General features: G+C 68.9%; 12 protein-coding genes. 3 read left to right on the top strand and 9 right to left on the bottom strand.

Going from position 1 to position 12,008, the window contains the following annotated elements:
• The 3 genes from O9344_RS18810 to O9344_RS18800 all read left to right on the top strand — a co-directional run.
• Positions 1–818: zinc-binding dehydrogenase (locus O9344_RS18810; RefSeq protein ID WP_298480956.1), on the top strand; the 818-nt coding region annotated here is incomplete at its 5' end.
• Positions 819–960: 142 nt separating this feature from the next.
• Positions 961–1,317, top strand: a complete 357-nt coding sequence (locus O9344_RS18805) for a hypothetical protein (RefSeq protein ID WP_298480954.1) — start codon at positions 961–963, stop codon at positions 1,315–1,317.
• 108 nt (positions 1,318–1,425) lie between these two features.
• Positions 1,426–1,683, top strand: a complete 258-nt coding sequence (locus O9344_RS18800) for a hypothetical protein (RefSeq protein ID WP_298480953.1) — start codon at positions 1,426–1,428, stop codon at positions 1,681–1,683.
• A 48-nt stretch (positions 1,684–1,731) separates the two neighbouring features.
• On the opposite strand, the gene O9344_RS18795 is transcribed toward O9344_RS18800, so the two are convergent.
• The 9 genes from O9344_RS18795 to O9344_RS18755 form a co-directional block, all read right to left on the bottom strand.
• Positions 1,732–3,318 (bottom strand): regulator, encoded by a 1,587-nt coding sequence (locus O9344_RS18795; protein ID WP_298480951.1) that lies wholly within the window; start codon positions 3,316–3,318, stop codon positions 1,732–1,734.
• A 28-nt stretch (positions 3,319–3,346) separates the two neighbouring features.
• Positions 3,347–4,012, bottom strand: a complete 666-nt coding sequence (locus O9344_RS18790) for an isochorismatase family cysteine hydrolase (protein ID WP_298480949.1) — start codon at positions 4,010–4,012, stop codon at positions 3,347–3,349.
• Between the two features lie 160 nt (positions 4,013–4,172).
• On the bottom strand, positions 4,173–5,237 hold the full coding sequence (locus O9344_RS18785; protein ID WP_298480947.1) for a DUF808 domain-containing protein: 1,065 nt from the start codon (positions 5,235–5,237) through the stop codon (positions 4,173–4,175).
• Positions 5,238–5,334: 97 nt separating this feature from the next.
• Positions 5,335–7,065, bottom strand: a complete 1,731-nt coding sequence (locus tag O9344_RS18780; RefSeq protein WP_298480945.1) for a thiamine pyrophosphate-binding protein — start codon at positions 7,063–7,065, stop codon at positions 5,335–5,337.
• A gap of 240 nt (positions 7,066–7,305) precedes the next feature.
• A complete protein-coding gene (locus O9344_RS18775; protein ID WP_298480943.1) occupies positions 7,306–8,124 on the bottom strand; it encodes a polysaccharide deacetylase in 819 nt (272 codons plus the stop codon).
• Between the two features lie 29 nt (positions 8,125–8,153).
• Positions 8,154–8,909: an SDR family NAD(P)-dependent oxidoreductase gene (locus O9344_RS18770; protein WP_298480942.1), complete on the bottom strand. Its 756-nt coding sequence runs from the start codon at positions 8,907–8,909 to the stop codon at positions 8,154–8,156.
• The gene (locus tag O9344_RS18765) at positions 8,902–9,672 is read right to left on the bottom strand and encodes an SDR family oxidoreductase (protein ID WP_298480941.1); all 771 of its coding nucleotides are present in this window, start codon (positions 9,670–9,672) and stop codon (positions 8,902–8,904) included. The genes O9344_RS18770 and O9344_RS18765 overlap by 8 nt, the downstream gene beginning before the upstream one ends.
• A gap of 142 nt (positions 9,673–9,814) precedes the next feature.
• Positions 9,815–10,591 carry an IclR family transcriptional regulator gene (locus O9344_RS18760; RefSeq protein WP_298480940.1) on the bottom strand — a complete coding sequence of 259 codons (777 nt, stop codon included), beginning with the start codon at positions 10,589–10,591 and terminating at the stop codon, positions 9,815–9,817.
• A 111-nt stretch (positions 10,592–10,702) separates the two neighbouring features.
• Entirely contained in the window at positions 10,703–11,956 is a 1,254-nt protein-coding gene (locus O9344_RS18755) for an FAD-dependent oxidoreductase (RefSeq protein WP_298480939.1), read from the bottom strand.
• Positions 11,957–12,008 lie beyond the last annotated feature (52 nt).

Below are 12,008 nucleotides of genomic sequence, written 5' to 3'. Positions count from 1 at the left end.
TCTGCACCGCCAGCCGTGGCACGCAGGGCCAGGGCCTCATGCCCGACCTGACCACGCGCGTCACCTGCGCGCCGGTCGGCGGCCGCCGCCGCAACGACATCTGCCACTACATGGGCTGCTCGACCTTCTCGAACTTCACGGTCCTGCCGGAGATCGCGGTGGCGAAGGTCCGCGAGGACGCCCCGTTCGACAAGATCTGCTACATCGGCTGCGGCGTGACCACCGGCCTCGGCGCGGTGATCTGGACGGCCAAGGTCTGGCCCGGCGCCAATGTCGTGGTCTTCGGCCTCGGCGGCATCGGCCTCAATGTCATCCAGGGCGCCCGCATGGTCGGGGCCGACAAGATCATCGGCATCGACCTCAATCCGGCCAAGGCCGAGATGGCCAAGAAGTTCGGCATGACCCACTTCATCAATCCGGATGAGGTCGGCCGCGACAAGGTCGTGCAGGCGGTGGTGGATCTCACCGGCGGCGGCGCCGATTTCTCCTTCGAGTGCATCGGCAACATCCACACCATGCGCCAGGCGCTGGAATGCTGCCACCGGGGCTGGGGCGAGAGCATCATCATCGGCGTCGCGCCGTCGGGCACCGAGATCTCCACCCGGCCGTTCCAGCTGGTCACCGGCCGCGTCTGGAAGGGCTCGGCCTTCGGCGGCGCGCGCGGCCGCACCGACGTGCCGAAGATCGTCGACTGGTACATGGAGGGGAAGATCGACATCGACAGCCTGATCACCCACACCATGCCGCTGGACGAGATCAACACAGCCTTCGACCTGATGCACGAGGGCACCTCGATCCGCTCGGTCGTGACCTTCTGATACACAGGCGCCGCGGCTCGACTCCATCGCGCCGCGGTCCTGTCGAAGCACTGCAACAAAGTCCCTTCACGCTCGGTTCATGCCAAAGGTGCTGCCTGTCCTGCGGGCGGCATCGACCTTCGGTTGAACGGAGCAGCGCACGATGGACGATCGCGACTATGTCAAACTGAAGCCCGAACTCATGGGCTTCCGCTATGTGGGCCAGGTGCCGCACGAGGCCCGGCCCCTGCTCACCCGCGCCTACGAGGACCTCAAGCGCTCCATGGGCGCCGCGTGGGACCAGCAGATCGCCGCCAGGGAAATCTGCTGGATGAACATCTGGCAGGAGGACGACGAGGGCGACGCCATGGAGCTCTCCGACAAGGCGCTCGCCGCCGAGCTCCACGCCTGGTGCGAGACGGCCGCGGCGCTCTATGCCGAGAAGGGCGCCATCATGGATGGCTACGGCTTCGTGGTGAACCCGATCGGGTCGAAGCCGCAGGTCTGGCACGTCGACTAAACCACCGATGCCGCCGCCGTCTGGATCCCGCTGACGCAGTTCACCGACCGCAACGCCACCCAGTTCATCACGCTTCCCCACGACACGCCGGACGAGGCGCTGGAGGCGGTGGCCTCGAATGTCGACCATGTGGATGTCGACGCGCTGGCGCGCCATGTCGACCACCTGCAGGTCCACCAGATCGTCGCCAAGCCCATGTCGGTGCTCTACATGGGCCGCGGCACCATCCACCGTGGCATTTCGAACAGCGGCGACGACAACCGCATCTCCTTCTACATCTCGCTCCACTTCATCCGCGATTACGCGGTGTATCCGTACTATGCGGACGAGCGGTCGGAGAAGGCGGTGGTGAACTTCAACGACTGAACGATGCGGGGGCGGCAGGGACCATGGTCCCGCCGCCCCGTCGCTGGCCTATTCGGCGGGTTGGGCGGCGAGTTTCGGCTTGTCCTCTGATGTCGCCGGCTGGCGCGAGGCGGCATAGAGCAGCGCTGCCACCATGAGGTAGGCGACGGCCACGGCGGGCGACTTGGCAAAGCCCACCGCCTCGCCGTGCATGAAGCCGAAGAAGGTCAGCGCAGCGCCTGCCGCCGAGAACATCGCCGCCTCGACGAACTTCTTCTCGATGACGAAGACGCCGATGGCGCCGAGCACGAGGCCCGTGATGATGGCACCGCCGCCCATGATCTCCAGCCCGTGATAGAGCACGCCGACCTGCGCCATCTTGTCGAGGCCGACGGCTGCGGCATTGGTGCCGGCGGCCCCCAGCGCCCCGTCGATCAGCACCTTGGCCCAGGCCGCGAGATGCGGGGTCAGCGCCAGCACGACGGCCGGCGCGTGGCTCGACGGCGTCGTCTGGAAGGCCTGAGCGCCGATCAGCATGCCGATGTAGAGCAGGATCGGCGCAATGGCGACGACGGGGATGAGGGCTGTCAGCAGTGCGATGATGCCGAACCAGGCGAGCGCCAGCACCATGACGCCGGTCAGCGCCGAATAGCCGATGCGCCCGCCCATCGCCTTCCAGCCGGGATGGCCGATATAGACCGCGTTGATGAAGGGGTTGCCCATCAGGCAGCCGATCATCGACACGACGCCATCGGCGCTGAGCACCTTCGTCGTCGGATAGTGGTCGCCGGCCGCCTCGGCGCTCTCCACATTGTCCATGGCCTCGACGAGGTCATAGATGCCGAAGGGAATGGCGGTGACGAGGATGATCCCGAGGAACTGGAAGCCCGAGAAGGTGTGGCCGATGGCCGGGATCGGCAGCGAGAAGCCGAAGCTCGAGAAGGCCTGGCCGAGCTTGTCGAAGCCGACGCCGCCGATGGGCTGGCCGATGAGCACCGAGGCCCAGGCGATGAGCATGCCCGCAGCAATGGCGACGAGGCCGGCGGGGATGCCGCGCGGATAGCGGAAACCGCCGAACCACGAGAGCATGATGATGGCAAAGCAGGTGAGGCCGATCACCGGCGTCATGTACATTTCCATGGCCGGGCGCATGGAGATGAAGGCGATGGAGACGCCGGCCAGCGTGCCGAGTAGGGCCGCCCGCGGCGTCACCTTGCGGATGTAGGGGGCGATGAAGCCGCCGACCATCAGGATGACCGACTGGATGAACACCCAGGCAAGGCCCGCCTCCCAGCCCTTGATCGGATCGCCGGTCGAGATCGAGATGGGCAGCATGATCACGAAGGTGACGATGAACATGTGCGGCACGCTCACGCCCGAGGGCAGCGCGCAGACGTCCGAGCGGCCGGTCTCCTTGGCGAGCTTCCAGGCGAGATAGGCATAGTACATAGTCGACAGGGCCATCATCAGGCCGAGGGCCGGGAGGATGCGGCCGAAGACGAGGCTGTCCGGCATCTTCAGCACGAAGCGCAGCAGGCCGGTCAGCACCAGCATGTTGACGAGGATGTTGGTGCCGAAGCCGAAGAAGGCGTTCCAGTCGCCCGGCGTCCACAAGGCAGGCTGGCCGCGTGAAGCGGCCGTGTCGGTCATGGCCATGCTCGTCTCCCCTCTCAAGGTCAGGATGTCAAAGCGCTGCGGTGACGGCCTCCGTGGTCGTGACCGAGCCGAAGATGCCGCCCTGGGCGGCGATCATCTTCAGGCCCACCGCATGGAACTCGTCGAAATAGGAGGCGCAGGCATCGCCCGGCACGAGGCAACGGAAGCCGCGGTCGTTGGCCTCGCGCACCGTGGTGTGGACGCAGACCTCCGTGGTGACGCCACAAACGATAAGCGTCTCGATCCGCCGGTTGCGCAGGATGAGTTCGAGGTCGGTCTCGTAGAAGGCGCCCTTGCCGGGCTTGTCGATCACCGGCTCGCCGGCGACGGGCGCAAGCTCCGGCACGATGTCATGGCCGGGCTCGCCGCGGATCAGGATGCGGCCCATCGGCCCGCGGGCACCGATGCGCATGGACGGGTCGCCACGCTCGACCTTCAGCGGCGGCGCGTCGGTGAGGTCGGGACGGTGGCCCTCGCGGGTGTGGATGACGAGGAGGCCCGCCGCCCGGGACCCGGCGAGCAGGCGGGCGATGGGCGGCACGGCGCGCTGGAGTTTCGCCACCTCATTGCCGAGCGCCTCGCCGAAGCCGCCGGGCTCCAGGAAGTCGCGCTGCATGTCGATGACGATGACGGCCGTGCGGTCGAGATCGACCGTGACGGGGGCCGGATCGGCGGCAATGGTGGCCTGGCGCATGACACGCGCTCCGCGGCGGATGACCTCTCGGCGAGTGTCAGGACACCAGCAAGGAGCGGGCCAGCCGCGAGGCCGCGGAATTGTGTACAATCAGGGGGTGCAGCGCCCAATCATAGGGCAACTCACCGCGGAGCTGCCGGGATTCGACGCAGCGAGCGGGTCAGTGACCCGCACCGGCCTTGCCGCCACGGTGGAGCAGGGGCCTGACGATGACATGCATGGCAAGGGCCACGATCCCGCCCAGAGCCAGACCGACGAGGCCCGATCCCACGGCGGTCACCAGCCATTCGACCGCACCCTTGGCCGGGGGCACGATCGCCGCTACGGCGACCGCGACGGCGTGGATGACATGTTCCGGGCCGGCGAACCCGTAGCCGGCAAGACCGTGCACGACGATGCCTCCGCCCACCCACAGCATGGCCAGCGTGCCGACAAGGCTGAGACCTTTCAGGAAATGCGGCATGCCCGCCACCAGCACTCGGCCGACCGGCTGCGTGAGATGGGCGACGGCGTGGTCGGCGCCCGTTGGCTCCCGCGGCGCAAGGCCCGTCGGCCGGCCGCGGATCACCTCGCGGAGGCCGCTCACCGGCCGCTCGCTCTGGGCAAGGGCGAGGCCGACATCGTCCGCCTTCACGATCAGCGCCACGGCCCCATAGACGAGGATGGTGATGCCGATGCCGACCACGGCGAGGACGAGCGCCTGCATCCAGATGGACGACACGGTGATCGTGGACAGGGCGATGGCCATAATCTCGGCGGAGAGGATGAAATCGGTGCGGATGGCGCTGGAGACGCGCTGGTCCTCGAGGGCCTTAGCATCGGCCGGCGCTGCGGCCAGCGGGTCCGGTCCCTTGGCCGCGGCGCCGTGCGGCACGACCATGCCCAGCACCTTCTCGAAACCCTCGAAGCACAGATAGGCGCCACCGGTCATCAGCAGCGGCGTCATGGCCCAGGGGGCGAAGGCGGCAAGGGCGAGCGCAGCCGGCAGCAGGAACAGGAGCTTGTTCTTGACGGAGCCGATGGCGATCTTGCCGACGATGGGCAGCTCCCGCGCCGCGGCGAAGCCCACCGCGTAGCGCGGCGTGACGGCGGCGTCGTCGATGACGATGCCCGCGGCCTTGGCGCCGGCCTTGGTGGCCTGCGCGGCCGCGTCGTCGAGCGTCACCGCCGCCACCTTGGCGAGGGCGGCGATGTCGTCCAGAAGGGCGATCAGTCCGGTGCTCAAGGGGTCCTCCGCATCGCGCGCCGGCGATCCGCCGCGACCATCAGGTCACGGGCGGCGCGCCGGCACAACGCCGCAGAGCGCGGGAAGGTCCCGCGGCTCAGGCGGGACGGTCGCCCTTCTTCATCTTGGCGGCGGCACGGTTGTCGACGCCGGGCAGCATCTTGGCGGGGTCGCGGGTAACCACCACGTCGACCACCGAGGGCCCCTTGGTCGCCAGCGCTTCCTGAAGCGCGGCGCGCAACGTGCCGGGGTCCTCGACGCGGATGCCGTGGCAGCCGAGCGCCTTGGCGGCATCGGCATAGTTGGTCTCGGCGAGGTCCGAGGCATGGTAGGCGCCCGGCCCATAGACGAGGTGCTGCAGCGCCTTGACGTAGCCAGAGGCGGCGTTGTTGACGACGACGATGGTGAGGTCGAGCCCCATGCGCCGCGCCGTCTCGATCTCGCCCAGCATCATGTTGAAGCCGCCATCGCCGGTGAGGCCGATGACCTTCTTGCCCGGCGCGCCCATGGCGACGCCCATGGCGCCGGGCAGGCCGTAGCCGATGGAGGCGAAGCCGCGATCCGGCACGAAGGAGCGGCCGGGCTGCTTGGTGTCGAACAGGAGTCCGCCCCAATGGGCCGCGAAGCCACCATCGGCGACGAGGAACCCGTCGGCCGGCAGCACCGCGTTGATCTCGGTCATCAGCCGACCCATGCTCACCGGCACCTCGTCGGAATTGAGCTTCTCCGACACGTCGGCGCGCCAGGCGGCCATGCGCTGCGGCACCTCGGCGGCGTAAGGCGCAAGGCGCGCGCGGATCGCCTCCGCCTTCGGCGCCAGCGCCGCGGCGAGGTCCTCGATCCCGAGCTTGGCATCGCCCCACAGCACGATCTCCGGCTGCACGGTGCGGCCGAACTCCTCGGCGACGATGTCGAGATGGATGATGCGCTTGCCCTTCGGCGGCACGGTGAAGCGCTTGGTGGCGATCTCGCCGAGCTTGCAACCGATGACGAGGATGAGGTCGCTCTCCTCGATCAGCCCGTTGGCGATACGGTCATAGCGGCCGAAAAGGCCCGCCGAGAGCGGGCTGGTGCAGGCGATGGCGCCCTTGCCGGTCATGGTATGGGCGACGGGGATCGAGAAGGTCTCGGCGAAGCGCTGCAGCGTCGCCGCCGCGCCCGACAGGTGCACGCCACCGCCGGCGAGCACGATCGGCCGGCTGGCACCGGCAAGGAGATCGGCGGCCTTGGCCAGCGACGCCCCGTCCGGGCGGCAGCGGAGCGCCGGCGCCCCGCCATGGGCGGGATCGACGCGGAAGTCATCGTCGGTGAAGCCGTGGGTGCCGTGGCAGATATCCTCCGGCACATCGACGATGACCGGGCCCGGCCGGCCGGTCGTCGCCACCGCGAAGGCGCGGCGCATCAGCTCGGGGATGCGGTGGATCGCCTCGACGCGGATGACCTCCTTGGCGCAGGGCCGGAGGATGTCGAGCTGCCGGCTCTCCTGGGTCATGTTCTTCCAGGAATGGTCGCGGTGGGTGTCGCCGACGATGGCGACCATGGGCGTGCCGGCATTCAGCGCCTCGATGAGGCCCGTGACGAGATTGGTCGCGCCAGGTCCAAGGGTGGCGTCGACCAGGCCGACACGGCCGGTGACCTTGGCATAAGCGTCAGCGGCGAAGCAGCCGGCGCGCTCGTCGTTGATGAGGTTGTGCTTGAGGCCGAGGCGGCGGGCGGCGTCATAGAAGGGCAGCAGCTGGAAACCGCCCATGCCGAACATCGGGCCGCCGTCAAAGGCGAGGATCATCCGCGCCAGGGCTTCGCCGCCCGTCATCTCATTGTCGCTCATCGAGCCTCTCCACCCGCGGACGATGCCGCATCAAGGGGTGGACGGGCGGAGGTCCGGCATCGCCGGTGCGGCGCGCGCCTGGCGCCGCCGCTGCCTCCGGGCTCCCTCCCAGCCCCGTGCCGCGCCGTTGCCCGGCGCCTTTCACTTGGGGCGCAACGGTTAGGGAGGCCCCCCCGGCCTGTCAACGCAGGCGAAGGGCAGGCCAGCAATGCCGGCCCGGCCCCGTGTGATGCCGCCGGATCAGTCGGTCTCGTGGGCCGCCGACCAGGCCTCCGCCACCTCGGCGCCGGTGGCGAACCACACATTGGGGAAGGTGCGGATGAAGGCGATGAGCTCGCGGATCAGTGCGATGCGGCTCGGCCGGCCGCCCACCTGCGGGTGGAAGATCATGTCGAAGAGCCCCCCCCACTTGTAGATCTCGCGGAACTCTTCCTTGTAGACGCTGAGCATGTGCTCGTTGGTGAAGATCGGCCGCGGCGTCTTCACCGAGAACAGCGCGAAGGGCGCATCGTCCAGCGACCAGTGCCAGGGCAGCTCGATCACGCCCTTGGAGCCGTCCGGCATGATGTGCCGATAGGGGTTGATGTCGTCCATCAGCGAGGAATCATAGAGGAAGTTGTGCTTCTTCAAGAGCTTGAAGAGCCCTTCCGAGACCTCGCCGGCGGGCGACCGGTAGCCTTTCGGCACCACGCCGACGGTGCGCTTCAGCGCTTCCAGCCCCTTCTCCATCTCCTCGACCTCGGCCGCCGGATCATCGCTCACCCAGCGGTGGGAATAGGAATGGTGGGCGACCTCGTGGCCGTCCTTGAGGATCATCTCCACCCGGTCGGTGTGGTTCTCCGCTGTCCAGCCGGGCACGAAGAAGGTCGATTTGATGCCCTCGTCGCGCAGCGTGTCGAGGATCTTCGGCACGCCGACCTTGGCGCCATAGCGGCCCTGGCTGAGCACGCCGGGACGGCGGGCATTGTCCGGGTCGCGCGACGTCCACAGCGTCTCGGCATCGAAGTCGAAGGTCAGCATGACGGCGCAGCGGGCGCCGTTCGGCCATTTGACGCTCATGTCATGCATCACGTCTCTCCCTTGAAGATTCAAACCTTGCCGTGGCGGGCGGCGAGGAAGCCGCCATCGACGGGCATCACGACACCGGTGACGAAAGCCGCATCCTCCGAGGCGAGGAAGGCGACGGGGCCGGCAATGTCGGCGGGCGTGCCGAGGCGCTCGACCGGCGTGCCCTCGACGATGAGCCGGGTATAGAGCGCGTTCTGGCGATGGCCCGTGGTCATCGGCGTGGCGATGAGGCCGGGCGCCACGGCATTGACGAGGATGCCCTCCGGCGCGAGCTCGCCGGCAAGCTGGCGGGTGAACTGGGCGACGCCGGCCTTGGCCACCGCATAGGCGGTGGTGCCGGGATAGCCGGTGATGCCGAAGATCGACGAGACATTGATGATCCGCCCACCCGGCCGCGGCAGGTGCGGCAGCACCCCGCGCGTCACCTTCAGCACGGCGGCGAGGTTGGTGGCGAGGAACCGGTCGATCAGCGCGTCGTCGCTGTCTGCGAGCCGCTTCGAGCCGCCAATCCCGGCATTGTTGACCAGCACGTCGATGCGGCCGAGGGCGGTGAGCGCGTGAGTCGCAATGGCCTCGCCGGCGCCCGGCGCCGCGACGTCCTGAAGGAGCCACGGCTGGCCGAGCCGGGCAGCGGTCGCCTCCACCTCGGGCAGCACGTCAACGAGCAGCACCCGCGCGCCCTCCCGCACGAAGCGCTCGGCCACGGCCTCGCCGATGCCGCGCGCCGCTCCCGTGACGATGACGCCCCTCGCCGAAAAGCGCCCCGCGTCAGGCAAGGCGGCCTCCATCGACGGGCAGCGCATGGCCGGTCGTGTAGGAGGCCTCGTCGCTGAGCAGCCAGAGCACGGCGGCGGCCACCTCCTGTGGCTGGCCGAAGCGGTTCATCGGGTGCTTTGTCTTCTGGAAGGCCTCGCGCTCGGCCCGCACCACGGGATCGGCAATGTTCGCCATGCCCTGGCGATGCATCGGGCTGTCGATCGTCCCCGGACAGACGCAATTGACGCGGATGTTCTCGGTGGCGTGGTTCAGGGCGAGGCTTTTGGTCAGCAGCGTCACCGCGCCCTTCGAGGCGGAGTAAGCCGAATAGAGCGGCGAGCCCTGCAGGCCGGCGGTCGAGGAGAACAGCACCACCGCGCCGCGGCCCGCCTCGCGCATTTGCGGAATGATGTGTTTCGCCGCCAGCCACGAGCCCTTCACATTGATGGCGAAGACGCGGTCGAACTCGTCCTCCTCCACGTCGATGGCGATCTTGGACGGACCGATGACGCCCGCCGCCGCGACCAGCAGCTCCACCGGCCCCAACTGCGCCCGCGCCGTCTCGGCGAAGTGCTTCACGTCGGCAGATGAACTCGCGTCGCCCGTGACGGTGATGGCGCCGGGGCAGAGGGCGGCGGTCTCGGCGAGGGCTGCGGGATCGCGATCGAACAGGGCGAGCTTGGCGCCCTCCGCGACGAGTGCGACGGCCGAGGCACGGCCCAGTGCCCCACCGGCCCCGGTGATGGCCGCAACGCGGCCCTCGAAGCGACCCCGACCGCTCATGCCCATGGCGAGCCTCCGCGTATCGCCGAACGATACGGCTATATCGCCAGTGTGAGAGGCCTCACCGGGGCCTGTCAAACGCTGTGGAAGCGAGCATGGGAGGCCTGCCGCTGATGCAGGCCGGCAAGCGGAACGGCCAGTCTCAGCCGCTCAGGGCGCGGGCCGCCTCGATGGCGAGAGGCGAGAAGCGGCGGCGGAAATCCTCGATCGACCATTCGCTCAAGGAGCCGGCGATATGGACCGCGCCGATCGGCCGACGCATGCCGTCGAGCACGGCGGCGGAGAGCACGACCTCGCCGATCAGCGCCTCCTCGGCGGCCCAGGAATAGCCATCTGCCCGCGCCTCGCGGATCTTCTCCCACACCTCCGGCAGGGTGATGCGCGATTTCGGCGTGAAGGCGCGCAGCTCCGAGCGGGCGAGGATCTCCTCGACTTCGGCGTCGGGCAGCTGGGCGAGGCAGGCGCGCCCGCCGGACGACAGGAAGGTCGGGATGCGCCGGCCCGGCAGCGTCGCGTAGAAGGTCTCGCGCTTGCTCTGCAGCCGGATGGCGTAGACCGTCGTCTCCTGGTCGAAGAGGCTGAGGTCGACGCGCTCGCCGGTGAGCTTGCGCAGGTCCATGAGCACCGGCGTCGCCCGCTCCACCAGCGGGTTGGAGCGCAGATAGTCGAAGGACCGGTCGAGCAGCCGGCGGCCGAGGGTCAGGCGGCCATTCTCCGAGCGTTCGAGATAGCCCCGCGCCAGCAGCGTCTGGCCGATGCGCTGGGCTGCGCTTTTGTTGACCCCGGTCGCGGCGGCAATCTCGCCGAGCGACTTCGGCCGCGGGCTCTGGGCAAAGGCTTCCAGCACGTCGAGTGCGCGGGCAACCGACTGGAGGAAAAGGCGCTCATCGACGGCACCGGTGCCGGCAGTCTTCTTCATCCTTCACCGCCCCAACGGGTTCCTCCGGCGCGGGCGGTGTTCTGAGGGCCCGACGCGCGCGTATTGCGAGCCGATACCACCGGAACGCGATGCGTTACAAGCTGCGGGGGATCACGCAGGGCGCGCCGACATGGCGAGCGCCTTGAGGTCGTGGCCTGCGGCCTCGCTGGCCGCCAGGGTCACCGGCTCGGCAAGGGCAAGGATGCGGCGTGCCAGCATGTTGTCGGCGGGACGGTTCACCGACTCGATGCCGATGAGCACGCCACCCCGGAAGGCCAGCAGCGAGAAGCGGGCCTCATCTGGCGCGCCAATCGTTACCTGGTGGTCGAAACCCGTGGTGAAACCCGCCATCTGCAGCTTCAGGTCACCCTGGTCAGACCAGAACCACGGCACGGCGCGATAGGGCTGCGGCTTGCCGGCGAGGCGGACCGCGATGGTGCGGCCCTGGTCGATGGCGTTCTGCACGGATTCCAGCCGGATACGGCTGCCCGCGAAGACATTGGGATGGCTGCAGCAATCGCCGATGGCCGAGATATGCGGGTCGGCGGTGGCCATCATCTCGTCCACCACCACGCCGTTCTCGACCGCAAGGCCGGCGGCCGCGGCGAGTTCGGCGTTCGGAATGCCGCCGATGCCGACAAGGACGAGATCGGCGGCAAGGTGCTCGCCGCCATCCAGCTCAACGCCCGCAACCCGGCCATCGCGGCCGGCGATGCGCAAGAGCTTCGCACCGAAGCGGAACTGCACGCCGGCAATCTCGTGGCGCTCGCGGAAGAAAGCCGAAATGGCCGGCGTCACCGCCCGCGCCATGACCCGGTCGGCGGCCTCGACGACATGGACGCGCTTGCCGCGCTTGGCGGCAACGGCTGCGAATTCGAGGCCGATGAAGCCGGCGCCGATCACAACAACATCTGTCGCCGCCTGCAGCCGGGCGCCAAGCGCGCGGGCGTCCGCGAGCGTCCGCAAGGTGGCGACGCCCTCAAGGTCCGCACCTTCGCCAGACCACAGCCGCACCCGCGATCCCGTGGCGAGAATGAGATGACCATAGCCGCAGACGCCACCGTCGGAGAGCGCGAGGCGGCGCGCCGCGCGGTTGATGCCGGTGCCGGACACGCCGATAGCGAGGCGGATATCGAGCTTGTCGAGCATGGCCTGGGGGCGCAGCTCCAGCGCCTCCTCGCCAACCTGGCCGAGCAGGAAGCCCTTGGAGAGCGGAGGCCGCTGGTAGGGCAGCGCCTTTTCATCGCCGATCATCTGGATCGTGCCGGTGAAGCCCTCCTCGCGCAGCGACAGCGCCGCCTGCAGGCCGGCCTGGCCGGCGCCGAGGATGACGACATCGGCATGGGGAAGGATCGCTTGGGTCATGGCTCTCGACGGAGGACGGGCGCAACGGGCGCCCTTTAGCACGCGCCTCGCC

This window comes from Phreatobacter sp. (assembly GCF_027532945.1).
Classification (GTDB): Bacteria; Pseudomonadota; Alphaproteobacteria; order Rhizobiales; family Phreatobacteraceae; genus Phreatobacter.
The sequence above is the reverse complement of the archived record's forward strand: the minus strand, read 5'-3'. Positions and strand labels throughout refer to the sequence as shown.